The sequence below is a fragment of the Helicobacter sp. 12S02634-8 genome (assembly GCF_002272865.1).
Lineage (GTDB): Bacteria > Campylobacterota > Campylobacteria > Campylobacterales > Helicobacteraceae > Helicobacter_J.
Window position 1 is genome coordinate 117898 of sequence record NZ_MLAP01000004.1, and the last position, 23639, is coordinate 141536.

Annotated in this window: 22 protein-coding genes and 1 tRNA gene; 5 read left to right on the forward strand and 18 right to left on the reverse strand. The window is 41.2% G+C overall.

The features are described from left to right. Nucleotides 1-11 precede the first annotated feature (11 nt). The 8 genes from BKH46_RS03840 to accB all read right to left on the reverse strand — a co-directional run bounded on the left by BKH46_RS03840 (nucleotide 12) and on the right by accB (nucleotide 8282). Nucleotides 12-1181, reverse strand: coding sequence for an MFS transporter (locus BKH46_RS03840; RefSeq protein ID WP_095225506.1), 1170 nt, complete (start codon nucleotides 1179-1181; stop codon nucleotides 12-14). A 46-nt stretch (nucleotides 1182-1227) separates the two neighbouring features. Continuing rightward, nucleotides 1228-3339, reverse strand: coding sequence for a TonB-dependent receptor (locus tag BKH46_RS03845; RefSeq protein ID WP_095225507.1), 2112 nt, complete (start codon nucleotides 3337-3339; stop codon nucleotides 1228-1230). Nucleotides 3340-3959: 620 nt separating this feature from the next. Further along, a tRNA-Met gene (locus BKH46_RS03855) sits at nucleotides 3960-4037 on the reverse strand. 47 nt (nucleotides 4038-4084) lie between these two features. After that, the gene (locus tag BKH46_RS03860; protein WP_143428908.1) at nucleotides 4085-4552 is read right to left on the reverse strand and encodes a hypothetical protein; all 468 of its coding nucleotides are present in this window, start codon (nucleotides 4550-4552) and stop codon (nucleotides 4085-4087) included. A 57-nt stretch (nucleotides 4553-4609) separates the two neighbouring features. Next, a complete protein-coding gene (pseC, locus tag BKH46_RS03865; RefSeq protein ID WP_095225510.1) occupies nucleotides 4610-5731 on the reverse strand; it encodes a UDP-4-amino-4,6-dideoxy-N-acetyl-beta-L-altrosamine transaminase in 1122 nt (373 codons plus the stop codon). Next, nucleotides 5728-6399: a hypothetical protein gene (locus tag BKH46_RS03870; RefSeq protein WP_095225511.1), complete on the reverse strand. Its 672-nt coding sequence runs from the start codon at nucleotides 6397-6399 to the stop codon at nucleotides 5728-5730. Before BKH46_RS03870 ends, pseC begins: the two co-directional genes overlap by 4 nt. A 53-nt stretch (nucleotides 6400-6452) precedes the next feature. Continuing rightward, nucleotides 6453-7811: an acetyl-CoA carboxylase biotin carboxylase subunit gene (locus BKH46_RS03875; protein WP_095225512.1), complete on the reverse strand. Its 1359-nt coding sequence runs from the start codon at nucleotides 7809-7811 to the stop codon at nucleotides 6453-6455. A gap of 3 nt (nucleotides 7812-7814) precedes the next feature. Continuing rightward, nucleotides 7815-8282: an acetyl-CoA carboxylase biotin carboxyl carrier protein gene (accB, locus tag BKH46_RS03880; protein WP_095225513.1), complete on the reverse strand. Its 468-nt coding sequence runs from the start codon at nucleotides 8280-8282 to the stop codon at nucleotides 7815-7817. Between the two features lie 124 nt (nucleotides 8283-8406). On the opposite strand from accB, the gene dcd reads away from it, so the two are divergent. Beyond that, nucleotides 8407-8982, forward strand: coding sequence for a dCTP deaminase (gene dcd / locus BKH46_RS03885; protein ID WP_095225514.1), 576 nt, complete (start codon nucleotides 8407-8409; stop codon nucleotides 8980-8982). On the opposite strand, the gene BKH46_RS03890 is transcribed toward dcd, so the two are convergent. From BKH46_RS03890 to BKH46_RS03915, 6 genes are all read right to left on the reverse strand, one after another. Beyond that, entirely contained in the window at nucleotides 8979-9581 is a 603-nt protein-coding gene (locus BKH46_RS03890; RefSeq protein ID WP_095225515.1) for a phosphatase PAP2 family protein, read from the reverse strand. The two genes, dcd and BKH46_RS03890, sit on opposite strands and share 4 nt — an antisense overlap. Nucleotides 9582-9643: 62 nt before the next feature. Next, complete coding sequence (locus BKH46_RS03895; RefSeq protein WP_095225516.1) at nucleotides 9644-9955, reverse strand: hypothetical protein; 312 nt, start codon at nucleotides 9953-9955, stop codon at nucleotides 9644-9646. A gap of 3 nt (nucleotides 9956-9958) precedes the next feature. Further along, entirely contained in the window at nucleotides 9959-11296 is a 1338-nt protein-coding gene (locus BKH46_RS03900) for an NFACT family protein (protein WP_095225517.1), read from the reverse strand. Then, nucleotides 11293-12858 (reverse strand): AAA family ATPase, encoded by a 1566-nt coding sequence (locus tag BKH46_RS03905; protein WP_095225518.1) that lies wholly within the window; start codon nucleotides 12856-12858, stop codon nucleotides 11293-11295. Before BKH46_RS03905 ends, BKH46_RS03900 begins: the two co-directional genes overlap by 4 nt. Then, nucleotides 12855-13706, reverse strand: coding sequence for an NAD(+)/NADH kinase (locus BKH46_RS03910; RefSeq protein WP_095225519.1), 852 nt, complete (start codon nucleotides 13704-13706; stop codon nucleotides 12855-12857). The genes BKH46_RS03905 and BKH46_RS03910 overlap by 4 nt, the downstream gene beginning before the upstream one ends. Before the next feature lie 164 nt (nucleotides 13707-13870). Further along, complete coding sequence (locus BKH46_RS03915; RefSeq protein WP_095225520.1) at nucleotides 13871-14650, reverse strand: J domain-containing protein; 780 nt, start codon at nucleotides 14648-14650, stop codon at nucleotides 13871-13873. Between the two features lie 133 nt (nucleotides 14651-14783). Here BKH46_RS03915 and BKH46_RS03920 point away from each other — a divergent pair, with 133 nt between their 5' ends. Together BKH46_RS03920 and BKH46_RS03925 are read left to right on the forward strand one after the other, a co-directional pair. Beyond that, entirely contained in the window at nucleotides 14784-15557 is a 774-nt protein-coding gene (locus BKH46_RS03920) for a sulfite exporter TauE/SafE family protein (protein ID WP_095225521.1), read from the forward strand. Nucleotides 15558-15585: 28 nt separating this feature from the next. Next, nucleotides 15586-16182 (forward strand): NAD(P)/FAD-dependent oxidoreductase, encoded by a 597-nt coding sequence (locus BKH46_RS03925; protein ID WP_095225522.1) that lies wholly within the window; start codon nucleotides 15586-15588, stop codon nucleotides 16180-16182. A 90-nt stretch (nucleotides 16183-16272) separates the two neighbouring features. Here BKH46_RS03925 and BKH46_RS03930 read toward each other — a convergent pair whose 3' ends face one another. After that, entirely contained in the window at nucleotides 16273-16464 is a 192-nt protein-coding gene (locus tag BKH46_RS03930; protein ID WP_095225523.1) for a hypothetical protein, read from the reverse strand. A 717-nt stretch (nucleotides 16465-17181) separates the two neighbouring features. On the opposite strand from BKH46_RS03930, the gene BKH46_RS03940 reads away from it, so the two are divergent. Then, on the forward strand, nucleotides 17182-18090 hold the full coding sequence (locus tag BKH46_RS03940) for a hypothetical protein (RefSeq protein ID WP_095225525.1): 909 nt from the start codon (nucleotides 17182-17184) through the stop codon (nucleotides 18088-18090). A gap of 81 nt (nucleotides 18091-18171) precedes the next feature. Here BKH46_RS03940 and BKH46_RS03945 read toward each other — a convergent pair whose 3' ends face one another. The 3 genes from BKH46_RS03945 to BKH46_RS03955 all read right to left on the reverse strand — a co-directional run bounded on the left by BKH46_RS03945 (nucleotide 18172) and on the right by BKH46_RS03955 (nucleotide 21755). Then, complete coding sequence (locus BKH46_RS03945) at nucleotides 18172-19179, reverse strand: A/G-specific adenine glycosylase (protein ID WP_095225526.1); 1008 nt, start codon at nucleotides 19177-19179, stop codon at nucleotides 18172-18174. Nucleotides 19180-19270: 91 nt separating this feature from the next. Next, nucleotides 19271-20395: an alanine dehydrogenase gene (ald, locus tag BKH46_RS03950; protein WP_095225527.1), complete on the reverse strand. Its 1125-nt coding sequence runs from the start codon at nucleotides 20393-20395 to the stop codon at nucleotides 19271-19273. 28 nt (nucleotides 20396-20423) lie between these two features. Further along, nucleotides 20424-21755: an amidohydrolase family protein gene (locus tag BKH46_RS03955; RefSeq protein WP_095225528.1), complete on the reverse strand. Its 1332-nt coding sequence runs from the start codon at nucleotides 21753-21755 to the stop codon at nucleotides 20424-20426. A gap of 395 nt (nucleotides 21756-22150) precedes the next feature. Between BKH46_RS03955 and BKH46_RS03960 the strand changes: the two genes are divergently transcribed. Further along, nucleotides 22151-23629, forward strand: coding sequence for an alanine/glycine:cation symporter family protein (locus tag BKH46_RS03960; protein WP_095225529.1), 1479 nt, complete (start codon nucleotides 22151-22153; stop codon nucleotides 23627-23629). Nucleotides 23630-23639: the final 10 nt, after the last annotated feature.

The following is a 23639-nucleotide window of genomic DNA, read 5'->3' on the forward strand; positions in this document are numbered from 1 at the left end:
TACCAACAGCTCTATATGGCTTTGGAGCTGTTGGCCTTATAAGCAAAAAATATCAATGAAAGTGCAAAGAGAAAAAACAGCACCAAAGAGGGCTTCCAAGACTCTGTAAAATCATAGACAAAACCGAGCAAAATAGGGCCTATTGCTGCGATCAAATAGCCTATGGATTGTGCCATACCTGAGAGATGGGCTACATTTTGTGGCAAGGAGGCTTTCATCGAGATAAATAAAAGCGCAATACCAAACACCCCACCCATAGGAAACGCTAGCAATAAAGTCGCTACAAACACCATCATAGGGCTGCTTTGAAAATACAAAATCACAAAGGCAAAAGCATACATAGCACACAATGAGGCGATGAAAAAAAATCGATTTTTATTTTGTATTTTCGCAATCAACATTGGAGCAAAAAACGCTACAGGGATCGAGCAGAACTGATAGAGCAATGTCATATTCGAGGCAAAATGGAGTCCATAGCCCCTAGCAATCAAGATAGAGGGAAACCAAGCGACCACACTATAAAAAATCAACGACTGCACGCCCATAAATAATGTGATCCACCAAGCTGTAGGGCTTTTGTAGATGGCAGTGGAGTGGTTGCTTGAGGGCGTGGGGCGTTGGTATTTGCGCCTGCCCCCTAGATGGGGATACCAAAGCAACAACGCCAAAATAGCAATCACCACCCACAAAGCCAAGGCATTTGCCCAGCCCAAATGCAAAGAGATAGCAACAGGGACAGAGATCCCTGCGCCAATCGTGGCTGAAACAACCAAAATCAATGAATAAAGCGCCATCACTTTGCCAAATTTCTTAGGGAATTTAGCTTTGATGACACTTGGGAGCAAGACATTAGCAATCGCAATCCCAACGCCCATAATCAAAGTCCCCGCAAATACTCCCATCATTCCTGTATAAGAACGGATCAACTCACCAAGCGCGATACACACAAGCCCATAAAACATCATCTGCGTGTATCGAAACCTAGCTACTAAGGGCGAAAAAAACGCAAATGCCAAAAGGGGCAGAGTCGTGATAAGCCCTGCTGTGGTGGCTGAAAAGGAATATTGTGCTTTGAGTAGCTCGATAACAGGGCCTACTGCTGTGATAGGACCCCGCAGATTGAGTGCAATGCATATGATACCCAAGAGGACAAATCGATAAAGACTTTTTTGATCACGCATTATCTGCTCCAAAATTAAAAAGTTTATTATACTTTAAATTTTTGATTTAAAAGTCGTATCGCAGTTCTGCATAGTAGCTTCTCCCTGCAGCAGCGATATAGCCTGCGGGGATATAGGTATCTTGACTTTTTGCTAGCTGATAGCTGAAATATTGAGAATCAAACAGATTGCGAACTCCTACATTAAAGCGCAATCCCCCTAGAGAATAGTTGAGCCCTAAATCTGTGAGATGATAGGCTTTGATTGGGGTGTATGATGTATCTAGGGCTGTGCCAAAAAAGGCATTATTGGTAAAAATACTTAAAAATTGCCTTGAAGTTTTGAGTAAATCATAAGCAATCCCAAAGGTGATTTTATATTCCCTAGCAAGAGGGACTTTCTCGCCTTTATGTGCGCCTTTAGTGATTTGAGCATTGACATAAGAGAGGGATTCATTGATATGGAGTGCGTTCGAATCAAGCAAGTCTTGGATAGCGATGATTTCTGCGCCGAGTCTTTGGGTCTGATCGAGGTTGGTATAAGTCCAAGTAGTGCCGTGTTCGATTTGATTGACATTGATTTCATCTTGCGTGAGGGTGTAATAGAGTGTCGCACTCACATAGCTATAAGCAAACTCATCTCGATAGCCTAACTCAAAGGTATCATAAACTTCTGGTTTTAGATGATTATAATAAATCCCTGCTTTATCAGAATTACTCAGTTGGTTGGGAGCAGGCGTGATGAAACCTCGTTCATACTTAGCATAGATATTACCTGTTGGAGAATATTTAAAATTGGGCGTGAGCTCTAGGGCATAGTTGTTTCTAAAAGTTGTCTTTGCATAGTGTGGATCAGTCTTGGGCGCACCTTTAGAGTTCATGAGCATTTGGCTGTGCTTATCTCTGGAGATAAAATATTGGCTGATTTCATAGCGCGCACCACCACTCAAATCAAAATGATCTCCAAAAAAATAGCGTTCGAGCGCATAAATAGAATGAGCGACTTTATGTGTATCAAGATCTGTGACCCAACTATGGTCCATATGCATAATTGTTTTCATTTTCATCATCGGTATAGAAAGTGCATAATGGGCTTTGGCTTTTCGGTAGGCATTTTGATAGAGCAAATCATAACCAAACAGCAAGGTATTTTTGCCCTTTGTGTATTTGGCTTTAGCGTTCAGACCTGCAGCTTGGTTGAAAAACCTTGAGCCAGACTGATCAAAAGGCACACTAAGCCCCATAGAAGACATCTGTGCTATATCAGAAACATAATCCACTGAATCCATCTCATAAAATCCGAGCAGATCAATCCCCCATTGTTGGGTATTGTATTTATAATCCATAGACACGCTAGCAAAATCTTGAAGACTTTTTATATGCCCATCTCCTTGAGCGCGTCTGTCCTTTTTGACTTCGGCTAAGCTAATAGCAGGCGAGGTTGTGAGTATAGAGTGGGAATAGTTGGTATTGAGGTCGATAGACGCATTGGATAGAGTATAGATTGCCTCTAGCCCTGCATAATAATTCAATAAACTATCCCCCTTGCGATAACCACTCGTATTTGCGACACTCCCATCAGCTCTGATGAAAAGATGTTTGTTGATGATCTTGCCGGCAGCAATATCTGCGCGTCCAAAAAGTCCATTTTTACTCTCATATGACCCCCCTTTGAGTGTAAAAGCAGCATAATTTCTGGGATTTTGCTTGGTCTTGATATTGATCACACCCCCACGCGTCCCGTTTCCATACACCACCGCCCCACCCCCAGGGATCACTTCGATCGATTCGATATCTTCGATATTAATCATTGCAATGGGCGTGATACCGTGGCTTGTGTCTAATAGATTGATAGGCATGCGATTGATCAGCACTTTGATGGCTGTATTTGCCTTGTCCCCTTGACCGCGCAAGTCGATATTGCCCCCAAATCCATTGTCTGCAAAACTTAGCAATGGTGTATAGCGCAATGCTTCATCTAAGGACTGATAGCCCTTGTTGCTTAAGGTTTGCTTATCAATCAGCAAGATATTTCGGGGTTCATCTTTGAGCTCTGTATCAAAGCCCGTGGCAGCTGTGATGATTTTATCGAGCATGGCTTCATTTGTAGAAATTGAATCTTTAGTATAAGAGCACTCAAAGACAAGAAAAAGAATCATAAAAATTGACAATACACGCATAATTTTTCCTAATAATAGCAATGATTATCAATATATATCTAAAATACTTAAGTGTAACTTAAAATAATAAAAGATAGGCTTGTATAATATTTTGAGAGATAAAAAATTTAAACAGATTCCAATCAAATAGCAAAAGTAAAATAATCGATATGGTTTTATATCCATAGCTATTTTAGAAGCAAAAAAAGAGGAGGCAGGAAAAGAAAAAAAGGGGGGGGGGGAGCAAATAGAGAGAGGGGGGGAGTAAAAAAAGAGAGAGGGGAGGGGCAAAAAGTCTGCCCTATCCTCCAAACTCCACGCGCGCACGCCACCATTAGATGGAACGCATAGATGGGATTCAATTAGGCTTGATGGGATCAGAAAATATGCAGCTATCCTAGAGTGTGGTCATTATGTGGTTATTTGATTGCTCCTCAAGAGAGTGGATTTTCTTGACGCACGCATTGATTTCTTTTTTCAAATCATCACTTCTTCTATGAGTCCCTCCAATTTTGCTATATTTTTTATCGCAAACCATACGCCTAAAACTGCCTATTTTATGAGTCTTGATTGATATGAATTGATTTAAATCGATTTGAATTGATTAGAGTTGATTTTTAAGAAATGGGGGATAAAACATTTGGTGTCAAGAGGGAGACTTGAACTCCCGACCTCCGGCTTATGAGACCAGCGCTCTAAACCAGCTGAGCTACCTTGACCTATAAAAGCTTGCCATTATAAGAAAAATACCTTTAAAAGTCAATGATCAGAGGGTGACATCGACCCTTTGGACTGCATTGTAGGCATTTTTGTATCGTTCCAAAAAACTATTCAAATCTTGAGAGGCGATTCCAAAGGCTTTTTGAGCATTTTTCTTATAAGGATCAGAATGCTCTATGTCTTGGGCGCTATATTTGCCATTATAAAAGCTTGTAAGGCTATAGAGGGATTGGGCTGCTAACATCTTATCCCCCTCGCTCATTCCAGCTGTTGCCCTTTGGAAAGCTTCATATTCATTAGCGCTCATGAGCTCTAAGACAAGCAGACCATAAGTTTCTCTTTTCTCTAAAGGCAAGGGAGGGGGTTGTGTGGTATCGTGATTTTGGTCTTGATTTTGCAGGCTATGGACTTGGGTTTTTGGGGGTGTTTGGTCGATAGGGTGTTTGGTGTGCTGGTGTGGTTGAGAAGTTTGGTGATTGAGTAGATTGTAAAGAGATGTTTTTGGTAGTTGCATATTGATTTCCACAAGAAGCTCCAAAGTTTTAGCTTCTCAAGCAAAAATCACTCCAAACTAACGCACACAAGCCTTAAATTTCTCAAAAACTTTCAAAATCTTTGCAGTGCAATCTTTTGCCGACCTTAAATCCATCTTTTGGTGGCAAGGGATAGAAATCTCAGCCCGATAAAAATCATTGGCATTTGCTAGCTGCATATCCCCCAACAGCTTTTGATACAGACTGAATTGATAAATAGGCTTATAATGCACTTGCACGCCAAGCCCGCTTTGAAGCAAGGCTTTGAAAATCTCTTCTTTAGCGCACCAAAATTCTGGGGCAAGTATGATGGGATAGAGATGGTTGGTCGTGGTATGGGGCATATTTTGATGTAAGGTGAAAAAATAAGGATTGCCCTGAAATGCTTGGTCATAGAATTGGGCGATTTCTTCACGAATTTGCAGAAATTGATCTAGTTTTTTGAGTTGGGAGATACCCAGGGCAGCTTGCAGCTCTGTCATTCTAAAGTTGAAACCACTCCTTGTGACTTCAGAATTCCAAAGGTCTTTTTTGACCATACCGTGTGATCGGACAAGCTTAGCTTGCTCATAAAACTCTGCACAATCAGTCACCAACGCCCCACCCTCAGCAGTTGTGATCGGCTTGATTGCGTGGAAACTAAAAATAGTCATATCAGCCAAAGTGCCAATGCGTCGATTGTGATAATATGCACCGATGGCGTGAGAGCTATCAGAGATAAAAGTCAAATGTTTGTCTGCACAAATCTCTCTGATCTTATCAGCCTCCACACTATTGCCCGCATAATCAACGCTTACAATAGCCTTTGTAGTGGGCGTGATGAGCTCAGAGAGGAGTCTTTCATTGATATTGCCATCTCTTTTAACATCACAAAATACAGGCAATGCCCCGCACTCCAATAGCATATTAGAAGTGGCTACAAAGCTAATAGGCGAGGTGATGACTTGATGGGTGCTTTGGATATTGGCTGCTTGATAAGCACTATAGAGCGCTGAAGTCGCAGAATTAAACACAAGGGCATATTTCACGCCCAAATACGCACAAAGCCTGTCTTCAAACTCTTGGGTATATTTGCCTTGCGTGAGATTGGGACTTTGCAGAGCGTCTAAGACAGCCTTGATGTCGTCTTCTTGGATACATTGTGTGCTATATGGGATCATCCCAACAGCTTTGTCAAGCGCTCCAGAGTGATCCCCTCTGTTTTATGGGCTTCTTTGAATTCTTTGTCTTTGAGGGCAGATCGATCAAGGCTTTCATAGCTTGCATTGGTTTTTTTGATACTATCAAGTTGGCCCTCTAGCTTGTCTTTGAGGATTGTGATGGCTTCTTTGGCGTATTTTTTTTGATTTTGGAGATTTTTTAGGAAATTTTCTGAGCTTTTGGGTGGGTCTATGGTGATTGCAGAGGGCTTGATAGAACGTGCATCAAACTTAATGCGTGTATCCAAGAGAGTATAATTCTTATCAAAAACACTCTCTCCATCAAAACGCGCCCCCTCAAAAGTCTTTAAAATATCTTTCTTGATACTATCGGCTTTTAAAATATCTTTTTGCTTTTGGGGCTCGGATTCATCTTGGATTTTTTTGGCAATTTTAAGCAAGGATTTGCCCTCATGAGACATATCATCGATACCTGAAATCGCTTTTTGGAGTGCTCCAATGGCATTGTTGATTTCTTTGGTGGATGCTGCGAGCTGACTTTGAGCGATATGGATAGAGTCTTCTTTGCTCTGGGTTTTATCGGGTTTTTTTTCAGAAGCAGACTTTGGCTGCTGCTTAGAAGTGGCTATATCATTAACATAAGAGGCATTTTGAGGTGTGATTTTCATCGCTCAATCCTTTAAGCCTGCTTGAGGGCTTATTTACCCAAAGTAAGCATTTTTTATTCCATATTTTGCTCAAGGTATTTTGTATGGATTCTTGAAGCCTTAAAATCAGCATTATCCATCATCTTCAGATGGAAAGGTATGGTAGTCTTGATACCTTCAATACAAAATTCTCTCAAAGATCGCCGCATTTTAGCAATAGCCCTAGGTCGATCCTCTCCCCATACAATGAGTTTGCCTATCATTGAGTCATAAAACATAGGGACACTATAACCCGAATAAGCGTGTGTATCAAGCCTAACATGCGCACCCCCTGGGGCGATCCATTTAGTAATCTTGCCTGGGCAAGGGTAGAATTTCTCAGGATCTTCTGCTGTGATACGACATTCAATAGAATGCCCCTTGAAACTGATCTCTTCTTGCTTAGGCAAGACTTCGCCTTCTGCGATTTTTATCATCCACTCTACCAAATCAAGCCCACTCACCATTTCACTAATCGTGTGTTCGACCTGAAGTCTTGTATTCATCTCCATAAAATAAAAATCTTTATAATTGGCATCCAAGAGAAATTCAAAAGTCCCCGCACCCACATATCCAATATGTTTAGCGGCTTTGATAGCAGTTTCTAAAAGCGACTTACGCACTTCTGGGCTCAAGACTACTGCGGGAGTTTCTTCGATGAGCTTTTGCTGTCTGCGCTGTGCTGAGCAGTCCCTCTCCCCGATATGGATCACATTGCCGTGCTTGTCTGCTAAAATCTGCACTTCTATGTGCTTGGGGTTTCGGATAAATTTTTCCATATAGATAGTGCCATCTCCAAAGGCACTCAAAGCCTCGCTTTCAGCGGCCAAATAGAGATTTTTCAAAAGCTTAGGGTCTTCAACAACACGCATTCCGCGCCCTCCCCCGCCTGCAGAGGCCTTGATGATGACAGGATAGCCGATTTTTTCAGCCACTTCTTGGGCTTCTTTATAGCTCTTCAGCACTCCATCGCTCCCGAGTATAACAGGCACGCCCGCTTCCTTCATCACATCTTTTGCCTTTGCTTTATCGCTCATCATCACCATCACATCAGCACTCGGCCCTATGAATTCAATCCCGTGGTGGGAGCAGATTTCTACAAAGTTCTGATTCTCACTCAAAAAGCCATACCCAGGGAATATCGCATCAGCATCAAAGAGCTCTGCAGCGCTCATGATTGCAGGCACATTTAAATAGCTTTCTGATGATTTCGCCCCACCGATACAGACTTTTGCATCTGAAATATCCAGATAATGTGCGTCTTTATCGGCAGTAGAATAAATAGCAATGGTTTCTTTGCCCATTTCTTGGATCGTGCGGATCGCACGCAAAGCAATTTCTCCACGATTGGCAATGAGTATTCTGCGGAGATTTTTTTTGACAACTGCTTTCATGGCTTATATTTTCTCTACACGGACAAGTTTTGTGCCATATTCGACAGGTTGGGCATCATTGACCTCTATGGCAACGATTTTGCAATCATATTCTGCTTCAATTTCGTTCATAATCTTCATAGCCTCGATGATTCCGATCGTCTGGCCTTTTTTCACCGTATCGCCGACATTAGCATAAGGGGCAGCATCCGGAGAAGGACAACGATAAAAAGTCCCCACCATGGGAGAAGTGATAAAATCTCCACTCTCCACACAAGGAGCCTGCGAGCTTTGCGGGCTTTGAGGGAGCGAGGGGCTTGGGGTTTGAGGATTTGAGGGAGCGAGGGCTTGAGGGCTTTGAATTTGATGGCTCACTAGAGTTTGTGGGAGCTTATCTAATTTGAGTTCAAAATCGTCTTGTTTCAGACTCAAACGCCCTATTTCTGAATTGTTGAAGAGTTCAATGAGTTTTTTGATTTCTGCAAGATTCATAATTTATCTATCCTTATTCACTTAAAGTTTTGAAAATCTTAACTCCTAGATGAGTTAATGCTTTAGTCTTTGGTATAATAGCATAAGTTTCATAAGTTTAATGAAAAAGGACAAGGCGTCTAAGATGGGATTGAAATCAGATATTTGGATCAAAGAAATGAGCCTTAAAGAGCGTATGATAGAGCCTTTTTGTGAGAAACAAATCGGAGAAAATATCATCAGCTACGGGATCTCAAGCTATGGCTATGATATTCGTGTGGGTAGTGAATTCATGATTTTTACCAATGTGGGGGCAACAATGGTAGATCCTAAAGATTTTCATTATAAAAATGTCATAGAAATTGATGCAAGCGAGCAGGGCTTTTGTGTCGTGCCGCCTAATTCGTTTGCGTTAGCAAGAACTATCGAGTATTTCAGAATGCCCCGAGATACTCTTGCTATCTGCTTGGGGAAAAGCACTTATGCGCGTTGTGGGATTATTGTCAATGTCACGCCCTTTGAGCCAGAATTTGAAGGGCATATCACCATCGAAATCTCCAACACCACGCCATTGCCTGCAAAAATCTATGCCAATGAGGGGATCGCGCAAGTTTTATTCTTCCAAGGAGATGAGGTCTGCAAAGTCAGCTATAAAGACAGAAAGGGCAAATATCAAGGGCAAACAGGTATCACGCTGCCTAAAATACTCAAACGCAACTAAAATCTATAGCTCAAGCTCACTCCATAGATATTCTGATACACCCCTTGGGATATTTCATCTTTATCCACATCAACATTGATATTGATATTAGAATCTAGCCTGCTTGTAACCAAATAAGAAAGTCCATAACCCAACATCGCCCCTGCAATGACTTGCACAACGGTATGCCTTTGGGCGACTACCCTTGAAACTCCCACTAAAGTGGCTAAAATCGTTGTAGGCACACCCCATTTCCACCCATATCTGCGCTGCATGAACCCCGCTGCTGAAAATGCTGAAGCTGTATGCCCTGAGGGGAAGCCATCATAACTGCCCTGATTGGGTCTGCGGCTGATCTTTGCCCAATTGGGGTGGTTTCTGGAAATCCCCACAAAGCTATATTTGACAGCAAAGGTCAAGGCTAATGTGCTGCCTGTGCCGATTGCTAAGTAGCCCAAGCCCTTGTAGTCTTGTGAGGCGAGCGAATACACAGCTGCCATTGCGGGCAAAAACTGGAAAATATCTCCATAGATTTCAAACGCATCTTTTTTTTGTGCGTGGGCGTAGTTGAGTGAAAGCCCTAAGATACAAGCCATCAAAAATATTTTACAAGTTCTCATAAAACCCCTCTTTTTTGTGCCATTATACTGATTTCTCCTTGAATTTTCACAACCCCCATCTCTTAAACTTTAATATCAAGCAAATGTTGGCTCTGTGCTGGGTGTGATTGTGATGATTCTTCCTTGGGGTCTTGTGCGCTTGAGTTGGGATTTTGATGGTGTTGGGGGGATTTTTCCTTGTCTTTAGCGTCTGCGTCAATGGCGTGTGCATTGGGTGTGGGGCGCACTTCTTGAATATCTTTGAGCTTGTCTTGGAATTCTTGATTGATGATATGGGTCATATCGCTTCTAGTGATGGCATTGGCTTGTTGGATAGAGCTTGCTTGAGCGTTTTGGTTGATATAGGTAACATTACCCACAGGAGAGATTGCCATTTTTCATCCTTGAAATGGTTTTTTGTAGTGGAAAGTCTGATGTTTTGCATAGATGACACGAGCACCCTCAATGATTTTGACAAACTTTCTTTGTGTATAATCGACCATAAAATCCCCCGCTTGAACACAACCCAACCCGACTAAAATCTCTCCAGCCTTATAAATCACTTCGCTAAAAACTTTATTTTTACCACAATGGATAATCATATGCGAAGAGGGCACATCACGGATATGCAACCAAATATCATCAGCCCTAGCCTCTTTGAGGAGGTCTTGATTTTCAAATCGATTGCGCCCCATTGATATTTTTACCCCCTCGATAAAAAACACTTCATATTTAGGGGGTGTTTTTTTATGGGATTTTTTGGGCTCAAGGATAGTGAGGTCTTCAAGAGTGCTGATGTTGGTGATATAGGCAATTTCTTGGTGCAAAAAGTCAATTTTGCTTGTGAGATTTTGGACTTGTAAATGGGTATTTTTAGCCTTTTTGGTGAGCTTTTTGGCTTGAGTAAACATCACATTAGCAGCTTCTTGAGGGGTCTTGATCCCTTGGGGCAAATTAATTTTCACATCAAGGCCTGAAAAATCCTTGAGCGCAATCGTTTGAGAAAAGTTCGGTATGCTATCGAGATTGGCTAAGACAATATTGGCTTCTTGGGCGAGCTTGCTTGCTTGTGTGGCGAGCTCTTCTTCTTGAGGCAGGGCTTGGAGGGCTTCTTTTAGTTTTTGGATTTTTTTGGTGATTTTAGAAATAGCAATGTGCTTTTTAGCTTCAAGGTGCTTTTGCACACGATGTGTATAGATCGTATTCAATTCCACAAACAACGCACGCTCACACAATACCTCCCCTGCTTGGTCTTTAGGAAAAGGTGGCTGTGGGAGCGGCTCTAGGGGCTTATTGACCCGCACTTCTCTGGAGCTTTTATCACCATTGATATGGCGCAAAGCCTCAAGCACCACCCCACCACCATCAAGCAAAATCACATTGGTATGCCGCCCTGTAAATTCAAACTGGACACTAAAGGCAGTGTGTTTATAAGCCCCATTTTGCAAACAAGAGAGCTTGAGTATCCGATTACCCCCATCGATACAAGCCCCCGTAATCTTTGCACGCGTGGTGAGCTTAGTGAGCATCACATCAAAAGGGGCGTTATATTTTTTAGCCCCCATCAACGCATAAGGCGTGAGAAACACTCCACTATCCCCTTTGGTCATATCCATATAGAGTGTTTGGTCTTTGAGTGTGAGCTTGAAAAGATTGTCATCAATGCGTTTGAGATGGCAAATGCTCTCTTGGCTGCTTAAAAACCTTGCGATATTTTGCAGCAGCCATAATTTCATCTTGAGTCTTTCAAGCCATTTTGCTCAAGTTTCTTTTTAGCAAAATCAAGCGCTTCTTGTGTGATACTCGCTCCACTAATCATTCTTGCCATTTCAAGGATTCTGCCCTCTTTGTCTAAGAGCTTGACTTGGCTTTTGCCCTCTTGTTTGAATACCAGATAATGCCTATCTGCAAGTGCGGGCATGTGTGGTTGGTGTGAGATAGCAAAGATCTGATAGGTTTTTGAGAGCATTTGCAAGACCTTAGCCACGCCCTCGCTCTCCTCCCCGCTCAAATTCGCATCGATTTCATCAAGCACCAAAATCCCACTAGAAGCATTGATTTGAGCATCCAAACACATCATTGCAAGCCTTAGGCGATTGTATTCCCCTGAGCTGAGCGATTCGATTGCAGTATTTTCCAGCTTGATTGCAATCATTTCAGTGCCATTTTTACCCATTGGGGAGTCTTTGAGCCCGATATGGGGGGCTTTGAGTAAAAGCTGCGCACAAAGTGCGGCAATCTCTTTTTGAAACACTCCAACATATTGGCTGCGATGGGCTTTGATTTGAGTGCATAATTCTGCACAGATTTGCTGGGATTGCTGGATTTGTGCTTGCAATCTGTCTTTGTTGAAACTCAATTCTTCATAGTCTTTGAGCTTTTGTTTTTGGTCTTGGAGGTGTGATAGAGCTTGGGCGATACTCCCATATCTGCGATTGAGATCTGAAAGCACGCTGATACGATCAAGTATTGCACCTGCATCTAGCTCACTGAGCTCTAAGAGTCGGGTATTTTCATCTTCTAAAATCCCTTGGACTTCCATCACACTCTCTTCAAACGCACTATATTCCTTGTCTATGCTATTGAGTGCTTCATAGATTTTAGGGATTCTATCGAGCACTTCCATAGCTTCTTGGATACTTTGATGGATTTTTTCTTTTTTAGAAAGGGTTTTTTTGAGTTCGAGCAAATGTTCATATTCGCCCTCTGAGGGCTGGATACTTGCGATTTTTTGTATTTCAAATGCAGCAAATTCTTTGAGATTTTGGATATTTTTTTCTTGCTCTTCGAGCTCGCTTTGCTCTGCTTGCAAGGCTAAAAGCTGATGGTATTGCATTTTAAAGCTTTCTAAAAGCTCCTGATGGGAGGGGATTTTACTACTCACAAGGCTATCAAGTATCCTGAGGACATTTTTGCCCTCTAGCTCATGTGCCCCCTTTGAAGCGATATGTTTTCCAAAGGGAGAAACTAGGTCAATCAGCCGTTTTTTAGGGCTTGCAGAGCGATTGATAAAATATCGGGTTTTGTCCTTTTTGATGATACTCAATACCAAATCTTCGCCCTCACTCTGCAATCCAAACGCCTCCAAATCAATACCAAACTTTTGCAATGCAATCTCTAAATCTGCCTCAATGAGTGCTGCATTGCTTTCTTTGAGCCCAAAAAGAGCGAGCAAAGACTCCATCAATACTGATTTACCACTCCCACTTGCCCCACTGAATACATTAAAACCATTTTGAAACTCCAAATCAACATCAGAAAAAGCGACAGAATCCTTTATCAGTAATCGCAAAATCATTCTTCACCCCACTTAAACTTTGCCTTTAAAACACCAAAATAGCTTCGAGATGGCTTTTGAATCAACCTCGCGTCCAAAGGAGCAGGCTTGACAATCAAAGTATCTTGCTTGCATAACTCGATAATTTCTTGCCCATCAATCACGAGCTTGCAGTCATCTTGTGTGCGGAATTCTAAGGCAAATTCATCGCTCAAAACCATCGGACGTTGCGTGAGGGAATGCGGAGAGATGGGAGTGAGGAGAATATTTCTGCAAAAAGGATAGACCACCGACCCCCCTGCGCTGATATTATAAGCTGTCGAACCAGTTGGTGTGCCAATAATCAGTGCATCAGCATAATACACATTGAAGGGCTCACCTTGTATTTTGGCATAGATTTTAAGCATACCTGAGATGTTTGTTTTTGAAATTAGCACTTCATTGAGTGCATAAAAAGACTTACTGCCCTCATGTGTCTGGATACAAGCCTCTAACATCATGTGCTTATCAATAGTGTATTTGCCATCAATCAAAGCCTTAGCAAATTCTGAAACTTCTTGAGGGCTAATCGCTGTCAAAAACCCCAAATGCCCTGTGTTGATCCCAAAAGCTGGGATTTTATAGCCGTAACTGCGTCTGAGTGCTGCAATCAAAGTCCCATCTCCACCCAAAGACACTAAAGCATCAACCTCTTGGCATATTTTCTCAAAGCCCACCCCGCTATCTTGGATCATCACGCCACTTGCTTCTTCTAAAACAACTGCAATGCCTTGCCTTTCAAACGCCCTTTTGACTTGTAAAAAAGGCTCTTTGAGCGTGGGAGTAGAAGGTCTTAAAAGAGCACCGACCTTTGATATCGATGGATTCATAAATGCTTCTTTGAATTGGTTTTTCTAACCAAACCATTGTATCCAACTACAGATAAAAATAAAATTTCATATATCCATACACAGCTATAAACCCAACCAAATAAACCACCAAACACCCTAAGCACAGCCCAACTACCCTAAAGACTCTATAGGTCTTTTGGTGATTACAAAATGCTTGTATGCACTTTTTTAATCGCTTGATAAGCTTCATTGATTTTCTTAAAATATTCAGCATAAACAGCAATCACTGCCCCATCTTTTCCATAGACATTATCAGGGTGATAGGCTTTTGCTAGCTTCAAATAACGTTTTTTGATACTCCTAAAATCATCATCAAACCTCGAGTGGAGTGCTAAATAATGCTGTCTTAGAGTCTGTTCTTTTTGTGTCAAAAAGGACATAGGGGGCGATTTTTGCCCTTTGAGCCCATCGCAATCAAATTCAATCGCGACATTATGGATCACTTTAGTGCTAATAAGGTCTAAAACATTTGCCCAAAAATCACTCTGCGTGCTGCACAAATAGACTGCTGTATGCGTTTCTGCAATCAAATAAGGGGCAAAAAGGCTTTTGAGGTATCTTTTAGCGACACGATTTTCTTGATCTAGGCTCAAAAGAATCTTATGGGGACTGATGAGGGAGAGAGAAACCTTGACCTTATGGAGGATATGGTTTGTCTGCAGTATTTTAATGCGAATTGGCAAGGCACTATGGAGCAAAAGCACCTCCAAGGCCGCCTTCTCTTCTTGCAGCCCTGCGTGATAGATCCAATTGATGAGATAGTCTTTTTTAAAAGAACTATTATCATCAAGAATCAATAATGAAGATGAGAGGGTCAAGATTTGAGAAAAGTGCTTTTGGGCATATTCAAGCACCTTTTTAAGTAGCAAACTCCCTTGTAAAAGTTCGATTTGGACATATCGATTGCAATAATTTATACACATCAGATTCCCTCAAACTTCGCAGTATCAATGCTTTTGAAGCAAATTCAATTCCAAATCCCATAAAAATCAAAAAATTAAATAACTTTTTACTCATAAAATCGCATAATAATAGCAAAAATTTTTAGGAGATTTTATGGGCTTGGATATTTTGGCTTATGCAGGCATTGGCGTTTTATCTGGGATTGCTGCGGGGTTCTTTGGTATGGGAGGTGGGACGATCATTGTCCCAATTATGTTGGTCTTAGGGCATAGTATCCACCACGCCATCGGTATTTCTGTAATGCAGATGATATTTTCCTCGACCTTTGGTTCTATCATCAACTACAAAAAAGGGCTTTTGAATATCCAAGATGGTATCTATGCGGGCATTGGAGGGCTCATCGGGGCTAGCTTTAGTGGTATGATCTTAGGGAGTATCACGCCAAAAGTCCTAACAAGCTTATTTTTAATCATCACAATTTATTCGTTCATCAAATATGCCTTCAAAATCAAAGCCACCACAAACCTCACCCCGCCCATACGCTCCAAACTCTCTGAACGCCTAATTCTCATTGTCACAGGGATCATCACAGGGATTTTTGCGATCTCTTTGGGGATTGGTGGGGGCTTATTGATGGTGCCTATTTTGGGCTATTATCTGGGCTATGAATCCAAAAAGGTTGTCCCCTTGGGGCTATTTTTTGTGATATTTTCCTCGATTTCAGGTACTATATCTTTTCATGATTCTGATGTCATCAACACTCAAGTGCTTCATACTGGGCTTTGCATTGGCATCGCTTCGATGGTAGGGGTCTGGATTGGTATCAGATTGATCCAGATTGCAAGTGCTAAAATCCATCGCAACGCCTTGCTGATTGTTTATATGCTCTCTATCCTCGCAACAGCCTATAAGCTGGTCGTGGGGTAACCAAAATTTATCTACCAAAGGATTTTAAATGACAAAAAAAGTAATCATCATCGGAGGGAGTGTAGCAGGCTTGAGTGCTGCACTCATACTCGCTTCAGCCATAAAAGACGATCTTGTATTTGATCTCACTATCATCGATGAGGGCAAAGGCGATATTCTCAAAGCCGAAGTCCGCAATGTGCCCTTTTTCCCGCAAGCTATCAAAGGAGAGCAGATTATCGAGCATATCAAAACACAAATCCAAGACTTCACCAAAGCTCGCTATATCAACGCCAAAGCAACTGAAATATCAGGCTCTAAAGGGGCTATAAAAGTTCAGACAACACAAGGAGCTTTTGAGGGAGATTATCTCATTATCGCCACAGGAGCAGGTGCGTTTGATATCCAAGGACTTGGCGCTATCACACAACCACACCCATTAATGCCAAAGGCTGGCAAGATTATGCTCAAGCACACAGGCAGAAATCTCATCAAAGATGGTATCTATGTCGCAGGGATTGCCTCAGGAGTCACTACGATGGTAAGCTGCGCGATGGGGAGTGCGACAGAGAGTGCGTGCGCGATTTTGAGCGATATCAAAGGTGCTGTGAGCGTGATCCACGACTCTAAAGGCTCTAGGGATTAAAAAGGTGGGGGCTATCCCCTCTCTATTTTGCCCTGCTGTTTTCTGTAAGATTGGGCTTGATACTTGTGCGTTTTGCGTATGACTTAAAAATTATCTGTATAGACGCATTTGGGTATTGAGCATATCTTGCTTGATAGCCCTCTCTACAAAAACATTATGGGCTTTCATATCCATAAAATTCTTATCGATAGATATTTGCCCATTTTTTGGTAAAAAAACTATAATTTTACCTAAATACGGATTATCCCTATCTTGATAAAATATTTCTTTAAATTTATCCAAACGCACCTTGATATTGCCAAATATCTCATCTATTGATAAGACTAATTATCATTACTTTTTGTAACAGAAAAATATATTTTACTATATGTTTTTTATTTAATCATTGACAAAATATTTTTGATTTTATAGACTATACCCCCATAGCATATTCTAAAATTTAGCTTAATATTTATAATATCTGTGGCATTAAGACTTAGTTAGAAAACCATTATTTTGGCAATAAAAGGATTGGACTTGATGGGAGAGAATTTATGGTTTTTTATATTTTATTTTGATGCTCCTATTTTGCTATATCTTTGGATCCATTTAGCCTATTTAAGGGCTTTTGAGAAATGGATTGCAATCGGGGGTGTGCCTTTGTATTATTGCCTGATTCTTGTTGGAGGGTGGTGGCTATTGCCCGCCTTTGCATATCTAATATTTTTACTTTTTGTATCTTATCGAGTATTTCGTATCAAAAAAGAACGAGATTATTTTCTGTTTTTTATTTTTCTAGTCTTTATAATTGTTTTTTTTAATTTTATCTACCATATATTCAATCAATATTAGATAATTTTATTTGTTATTATTTATAAGATTAAGAATCATTACTTTCTGTAACATAAAGATATATTTTACTATAAATATATTTATCTAATTATTGACAAAATATTTTTGATTTTATAGAATAGATATAGATATTTTGCAATATCTATATTTTATAACTTAAGGATAAAAATGAAAAAATTATTCATCGTTCTATCTTCTGTCCTCTTTTTGGGTGTAGCACAAGCTACGCCCCCTGTAGAGGGCGATGTATTAGATGGGAACAATTTCGTGCTGGGTGCAGACATAAATCTTTTGCAAACCACCAAAAGAAATAGCCCTAACGCTCCTTATTTGTATGCTCCAAGCTCTATCAATGGCCAACGCATTGCATTGCCGACTTATACGCAAAAAGACAAGGCCTACTCAGATCAATTCAACGCACTCCTAGATATTTATGCTCGATATGGAATCTTAGACTATATTGAAGTCTTTGGGAACGCTAGTGGGTATTATCAAATCTCTGATAGTCGTTTCACAGATAAGCACACCAATGCAATCAATTTTGCCAACGCAAATATCGGTGTGATGGCTACACTCTATAAAGGCGATGCGTTCCGCTTCATTATCGGGGATAATTCTGATATTATCAGCAACACGATATTTGCTGACTCTGGGAGCAATATACAGCTTTTTAAGGGGCATACCTTTTTCATCAATCTAATCAAAAGAAAAGAAGAAGAGGGCAAAATGTCATCATTTACAGCCCAATTCTACTACCGACTCAATCCCAAGCAAAACCATGCAGACACGAGCCTCAAGCTCGGAAATGAATATGGAGCAAACTTTTTATGGCAGTTTGCAAAAGGCAAGCAGCTAGGCTATATACAAGGCACAGTGGCAATGAGAGATGTGGATAAAATCAATAACATTGCTTTAGATGGTGGTTATGGAAATAGTGTTGGCACAGGGTTTGCAGTCGGAGGAAAATATGATTTGAGCGATCACTTGGGGTTAAAATATGATATCCATTTTATGACTTATGGACTCGATTATAATGCTTCAAATGTGGGTATCACTTTTGGAATGTATTTCAAATAATCTTTATAATTGCCCTTTAGGCAAGTGCTTAAAAAAAAAGGGGGGGGGCTTATGAAGTGATGGGATCTATCAGGCTAGGAATCAATCCAAATGCACTCTTAAGATCTCCTTGCTTGCTAGCAAGTCTAATACCTTAAGTGTCATAGCACTGATGGGTAAATCAGCTAATTCTTGGGGAGTGAAGAGCACTACTCCCTTGGAATCTTCAAGATATTTTTTATCTGAGAGCAAATACACTCTTACCTCTAAGCGATGGTTTGTATAAAAATGCTTAAAAGACCCTATCAATGGGAACTCTAAAAGTCTATCACTGCATATTTTAGGAAAATTATATAATCCTTGATAGGATAAAATATTATCCAAAGCCAGTGCGACCTTACCCTCTTGGATATACACTCCCAAATCATAAACAAGCTGCTTGTAGGTTATTTTAGACTTTTGTGTATAAAGTGTGGGCGTGTCTTTGCCCTTGCAGTGGCTTTGCAACGGGCATAATGGGCATTTTGGCAAAAGTGGCAAGCATACACTCGCCCCAATATCTAGGAGGGCTTGATTATGACTGAAGCTATCTGTGTGGTTGAGAAATGCTTGAGCATATCTTTGTAACTCGCCCATACTAGGTGCTTTGAGGGCAAAGAATCGTGAAAGCACTCTTTTGATATTCCCATCTACAAAGCTCACAGCCCGCCCAAAGCCAAAACAAGCAATAGCCCCTGCTGTATACGCCCCGATACCAGGGAGTTTGATGAGCTCTTTAGGGTCAGAGGGCAAGGATTGGCGACAGATTTTAGCTGTTTTGAGCATATTTTTTGCCCTCAAGTAATATCCCAACCCACGCCATAGCCTTAAAACAGCATTTTCATCAGCCTTTGATAGCACTTCTAGTGTGGGGAAAGTATCCAAAAAGGGAAAGTAATATTTATCCAAAACGACAGAAACTTGAGTCTGCTGCAGCATGATTTCACTGACATAGACACCATAAGGGGCATGAGTGCCTTTGAGATTACGCCAAGGCAAGCTCTTACGCCCATAAATCCCATACCACTCCAGCAACATCTGATGGATATGGTCTAAGGTTCTTTTTTCCATCTGTTCTTATCGAGTATTTTAATATGTCCTAATATAACCTAGCGAGCCTGCTTCAAAAGTCTATTTTTAATGTTTTTAAAACCTTGAGGGCTTAGGGCGTTTCAATCAAGGTCTTAGCATCGACAAAGGGCAAACCAAAGGCTTGGGCCACAGTTTTAAGCCCTATTTTGCCTCCATAGGCGTTCAAGCCATCTAATGCACCGGGCATTTTAAGCATTTCTTTCCAACCAGAATTAGCGATACTTAAAATATAAGGCATTGATTCATTAGAATAGCAGATACTCGCAGTTCTAGCGACCACACCAGGCATATTGGGAACGCCATAGTGCAAAATCCCATCAACAAAATAAGTCGGGTCATCGTGGGTTGTTTGATGGATTGTTTCAATACACCCCCCCAAATCGCAAGCAACATCTACGATAACACCTCCGGGATTGAGGAGCTTTAAATGTGTGCGTTTGATGACTTTGGGAGTTTGTGTCGCTGTGACTAGCACAGCCCCCACAACACCATCAGCACCTTTGAGTGCAGTTTGTATGCCCTCTTCGGTCGCATAAAGGAGCTTGACTTGATTGGCTATGACTAAAGGGTGGCTAGAAACTTTATGCACATCAATATCAAGCACCCAAACATCAGCCCCCATTCCTACCAAAGTCTTAGCCGCATTCATGCCCACGACCCCACCACCAACGACTACGACCTTTGCAGGAGGCACGCCCGCACACCCACCAATAAGAATCCCACGCCCTCCACGATGGGTGCAAAAATACTCAGCGATAAGCTGTGCAGCAAGCTTCCCTGCTACTTCGCTCATAGGGGCTAGGACAGGGTAGTTGTTTTTAGGACCAGGTATGGTTTCTCCACAGATTGAAGTCACGCCAGAATCCACCAAAGCTTGCGCGAGCTCTTTAGAATATGCTAAATCCAAAAAGCTATATAAAATCATATCTTTACGCAGATATTTGTATTCAGACTCTAAGGGTTCTTTGCATTTGATGAGTAATTGAGCCTTTTCCCAAACCGTTTTGGCTTCAGGGACTACTTGTGCCCCTGCTTCACGATACATCGCATCGCTAAAGCCGATTTCTTCCCCCAAGCCTGCTTGCACCAACACTTGATGGCTAGAGTTAGATTGGAGCAACCTAGCCACATCAGAGGGCACAAGCCCCACTCTGTGCTCATGATTCATGATTTCTTTTGGAATGCCTATAACCACTTTATATCCTTTATCACATATCGCACAATCAAGCGATAGTGCTTTTTATAATATTACCATCTTTTAGAATAAAGACAAATTTGTCCTTGTATTGCTTCAATACTTCGATGTCTTTGAGTGGATTGCCATCAATCAGGATCATATCTGCCCACGCACCTGGCTCTAAAACCCCTAGCTTGCCTCCTATGTATGGATTTCTCTTCCCGCTCATCTCAAATAACTCTGCATTACCTGAAGTCGCCATCACTAGAGTCTGTAAAGGGCTTAAAATCTCTGCAAAAGTCACCAAAGCTTCATTTTGAAAAGACGCAAGCTCAGGGCTAAACAATATATCTGTGCCAAAAGCATATTTTACTTTGTGTTTGAGTGCCATTTTGAGTGCATCTCTCCATTTGCCATTGAGTATTTTGCCCTTGCTGCCAGCTAAGAAATGTCCCTCAAAAGCTTGTATGCTTAGCCACGCCCCAACATTTCCAATCCTTTTGATCGTTTCTTCATCGGCCAACTGCCCGTGTTCAATCGAGCGCACTCCACCATCTAGGGCCTTTCGGATACCATCGACATTATATACATGCGAGCATACATAAGTCCCCCAATCCTTGGCAGCACCTACTGCAGCTTTGATTTCATCAAGACTAAACTGCACGCTATCTAAAGGGTCAAAATCTGATATCACCCCTCCACCTGCGCCGATTTTAATCTGACTCGCGCCTTTTTTGAGCTGTTCTCTGACAGCAGCCAAAACTTCAGGGACACCATTGACAACTCTGAAATTGCCTAATCTCTCTAATTCAGAGCGCTCTCCACCAAATTCAGGTGCATTTTCATAAGCTGGAGCAAAATCTCCGTGCCCTGAAGTCTGTGAGATGAAAGCCCCACTAGGGAAAATCCTAGGGCCTGTGATCATTCCTGAATCGATTGCCTTTTTGATACCAAAGCTAGCCCCTGCCATATCTCTCACGGTGGTAAAACCCCGCAAAACGGTGTCTTGGGCTTCTGTAACTGCAGCAGCATAAAATAGCCCTGGATCAGGCAGATTCACACTATCAAGCCCCGCAGCAGCAAACATCACATGCCAATGCGCATCGCTTAGACCTGGCATTAAAAACTTGCCTTGTGCATCGACAACTTTAGTGTTTTGCGGTGGCGTGATCGCACTCGAAGAAATTTTGGCAATTTTATTCCCCACAACCAAGACATTATTATTCCCTGATAGTGCTTTTCTGCCATCAAAAACCACAGCGTTATTGATCAAAACACTTTGTTTTTCTTTGTTATTGCTATTCAACAACTCTTGTGCACCCAAAACTCCGCTAAAAGCTAAGGCTCCACCTAAAATCAATGCTTCTCTTCTTTCCATAACTAAACTCCTTGTGTTCATCAAGACCATCTTTGGGATAGTCTATTTTGTATAACAACCTTTGTATGTAGTTTCAAATATACACAAAATATTTTTCAAATGGTATATTTTCTCTAAACTGCTAGATTGTTTTTAGAGTATATCTAAAATATTTAATACAAATAGTTATCATTAAATTTTATATGTTGTAAATTGTAAATAATTCTTATCAGTCAATAAAATCAATAAACAATATAGTATCCTTTATCGGAGCATTGCCACTCAAGATAAAATCATTTTAGTGTATAAAAAAGTAACAATTAAAAAAATTTATACTGATTTATCCATATAAAAAGATAAATTATTTGTAGAATCTAAAGGGGGCATATTAAAATTTATAATTGAAATGAGGCAATATGCAAGCAAGCAACAATGAAAGTTACGCGTTTTTGTTTTCAAAGTTTATCGCAAACACCAATGATTTTATCTGGGGGTATTATCTAGTGGTGCTTTTGCTTTTAGTGGGGCTTTACTATAGCTTCAAGCTACTTTTGCCACAGATTATGCTGGCTAAAGACGCCTTCAAGGTCATCACTGAAAAAGACCCTAATGCCAAGGGCAACAAAGACCATATCTCCCCTTATGAAGCCTTGATGATTAGTATGGGGACGCGTGTGGGTATGGGGACTATCGTGGGAATGGCAGTAGCCATTGTAGCAGGAGGCCCTGGAGCACTTGTTTGGATATGGATTGCAGCGTTTTTAAATGGCGCTGTTTCTGTGGCTGAAAACACACTCGGACAAATCTATAAAAGCAAAGATGGTGGGGCTTTCAAAGGCGGACCATCTTATTATTTAATCAAAGGTTTAAAGGCCAAAAAAGCTGCGATTTTATATAGCTGTATCACTATTTTGATTGGCTTTACTTTTATCGCACTCTATAGCAATACCATCTACACTTCATTAGAAACTTATTTCCCATCACAAGGCGATCCATCAAGCACTGGAGTGCATTATTTGAGTCTTTATGTTGGGCTGGTGCTGGCTGTTTTTGCTGGGGTGATGTTCTTTGGTGGAGGGCGATATATCGCTCGATTCACGAGTTATGTTACGCCTTTTATGGCAGGGCTTTTTATCATCATCTCTATCATCAGCATTTTAATGCATTATGAAAAGACCCCCGAAGTCATTGCAATGGTTTTCAAAAGTGCTTTTGATTTCCACGCAATTTTTGGAGGTTTTGCCGGAAGTGTCGTTGTTATTGGGATCCAAAGGGGGCTTTTTGCCAATGAAGCTGGGCTAGGCTCTGTCCCAGGGGCTTCTTCTTCAGCACACACCTCCCACCCTGTCAAGCAAGGTATTGTGCAAGCATTTTGTGTCTTTACAGATACTATCATTGCTACCTTATCAATCCTCTTTATGCTCTATAGCGATACCTATGCTAAGCTCATGGCCAATGCCACAGATGGAAAAGCACAGATCAAAGATGCAATGCCCTTAGTGCAATCAGCCATGAACGAGAGTTTGGGTATCTATGGAGAATATTACATCACATTTTTAGTCATTGTCTTGACAGCTACTGTTATCATTGGGGCGTATTATGTCGGGCAGATGAATGTGAAATATCTCAAAGACAGCCCTCTCTTGCTCTTTAGCTATCGTATTTTGTCTATATTTGTCGTATTTATCGGCACACAAATATCTGTAGCTTCAGCGTGGGGGCTTGCAAATATCGCAATGGGTCTAGGGGCTACTATCAATATCATTGGAGTGTTTTTACTCTCAAAAGTTGTCAAAATAGCCCTAGATGACTACAAAGCCCAAAGAAAGCAAGGGCGCAACCCCGTTTTTAACTCTAAAAAGCTCGGTATCAAAAATGCTGAGTGCTGGGAATAAATCAATCATA

What these genes read in the sequence shown, in the direction of transcription:
- BKH46_RS03840 (WP_095225506.1), bottom strand. Translation starts at nt 1,181, where the DNA reads ATGCGTGATCAAAAAAGTCTTTATCGATTTGTCCTCTTGGGTATCATA.
- BKH46_RS03845 (WP_095225507.1), bottom strand. Translation starts at nt 3,339, where the DNA reads ATGCGTGTATTGTCAATTTTTATGATTCTTTTTCTTGTCTTTGAGTGC.
- BKH46_RS03860 (WP_143428908.1), bottom strand. Translation starts at nt 4,552, where the DNA reads ATGCAACTACCAAAAACATCTCTTTACAATCTACTCAATCACCAAACT.
- pseC (WP_095225510.1), bottom strand. Translation starts at nt 5,731, where the DNA reads ATGATCCCATATAGCACACAATGTATCCAAGAAGACGACATCAAGGCT.
- BKH46_RS03870 (WP_095225511.1), bottom strand. Translation starts at nt 6,399, where the DNA reads ATGAAAATCACACCTCAAAATGCCTCTTATGTTAATGATATAGCCACT.
- BKH46_RS03875 (WP_095225512.1), bottom strand. Translation starts at nt 7,811, where the DNA reads ATGAAAGCAGTTGTCAAAAAAAATCTCCGCAGAATACTCATTGCCAAT.
- accB (WP_095225513.1), bottom strand. Translation starts at nt 8,282, where the DNA reads ATGAATCTTGCAGAAATCAAAAAACTCATTGAACTCTTCAACAATTCA.
- dcd (WP_095225514.1), top strand. Translation starts at nt 8,407, where the DNA reads ATGGGATTGAAATCAGATATTTGGATCAAAGAAATGAGCCTTAAAGAG.
- BKH46_RS03890 (WP_095225515.1), bottom strand. Translation starts at nt 9,581, where the DNA reads ATGAGAACTTGTAAAATATTTTTGATGGCTTGTATCTTAGGGCTTTCA.
- BKH46_RS03895 (WP_095225516.1), bottom strand. Translation starts at nt 9,955, where the DNA reads ATGGCAATCTCTCCTGTGGGTAATGTTACCTATATCAACCAAAACGCT.
- BKH46_RS03900 (WP_095225517.1), bottom strand. Translation starts at nt 11,296, where the DNA reads ATGAAATTATGGCTGCTGCAAAATATCGCAAGGTTTTTAAGCAGCCAA.
- BKH46_RS03905 (WP_095225518.1), bottom strand. Translation starts at nt 12,858, where the DNA reads ATGATTTTGCGATTACTGATAAAGGATTCTGTCGCTTTTTCTGATGTT.
- BKH46_RS03910 (WP_095225519.1), bottom strand. Translation starts at nt 13,706, where the DNA reads ATGAATCCATCGATATCAAAGGTCGGTGCTCTTTTAAGACCTTCTACT.
- BKH46_RS03915 (WP_095225520.1), bottom strand. Translation starts at nt 14,650, where the DNA reads ATGTGTATAAATTATTGCAATCGATATGTCCAAATCGAACTTTTACAA.
- BKH46_RS03920 (WP_095225521.1), top strand. Translation starts at nt 14,784, where the DNA reads ATGGGCTTGGATATTTTGGCTTATGCAGGCATTGGCGTTTTATCTGGG.
- BKH46_RS03925 (WP_095225522.1), top strand. Translation starts at nt 15,586, where the DNA reads ATGACAAAAAAAGTAATCATCATCGGAGGGAGTGTAGCAGGCTTGAGT.
- BKH46_RS03940 (WP_095225525.1), top strand. Translation starts at nt 17,182, where the DNA reads ATGAAAAAATTATTCATCGTTCTATCTTCTGTCCTCTTTTTGGGTGTA.
- BKH46_RS03945 (WP_095225526.1), bottom strand. Translation starts at nt 19,179, where the DNA reads ATGGAAAAAAGAACCTTAGACCATATCCATCAGATGTTGCTGGAGTGG.
- BKH46_RS03955 (WP_095225528.1), bottom strand. Translation starts at nt 21,755, where the DNA reads ATGGAAAGAAGAGAAGCATTGATTTTAGGTGGAGCCTTAGCTTTTAGC.
- BKH46_RS03960 (WP_095225529.1), top strand. Translation starts at nt 22,151, where the DNA reads ATGCAAGCAAGCAACAATGAAAGTTACGCGTTTTTGTTTTCAAAGTTT.